Here is a 604-nt window from a genome sequence, read left to right as displayed (position 1 = left end):
GGCACGTGCCAAGCGCATTGAGCAACTGCTCAGGGAACGCATCGATGCCGGACGCAAGCTCACCGCCTCCGACATGCAGAAGATCCAGGGCGATACGCTCGATCTAGATGCGGCAGCCTTGATGGATGTGCTGCGCGACCAGCTTCCACAGCAATCGCATGCCGGGACAGCAGCGGCATACCTGCGGGACTGGCACGGCGACATGCGCGCCGACAGCCAGGCGGCAACGGTGTTCAACTCCTGGATGCGGCACTTTCGTCAGCGCCTGTTCCAGGCTCGTCTGCGCGGCGGCTGGGAATCACCGCAGGCCAGCACGCTCGCGCGGCGTCTGGGCGAAGGTGTCGGCACAGCGCAGCTGACCGAGCTGCTCCAGGGTGATGGCCAGGGATGGTGCGATACACGCGACTCCGAATCCGCGCGCAGCTGCGCGCGATTGTTGGCGGAATCGCAGACCGATGCTCTCACCGAGCTGCATAAGCTACGCGGAGACTGGAGCATGCAGAGCTGGGGATGGTCGCACGTGCAGCAAACACGCTACTCGCACATACCGTTCAGTGGAATGAAACCGTTCAACCTGCTTTTCGAGCGGCGCATTGGCAACGGC

The 604-nt window shown here is 63.6% G+C and carries 1 protein-coding gene; it reads left to right on the top strand.

Annotated elements, in window-relative coordinates; translation table 11 throughout:
- Positions 1–604, top strand: a 604-nt coding sequence (locus ACXJKJ_RS31240; protein WP_457395490.1) for a penicillin acylase family protein, incomplete at both ends; no start/stop codon positions are given.

It is taken from the genome of Roseateles sp. P5_E1 (assembly GCF_054049335.1).
Note: the sequence above shows the minus strand (reverse complement) of the source record. Positions and strands in the feature narration are given on the sequence as shown.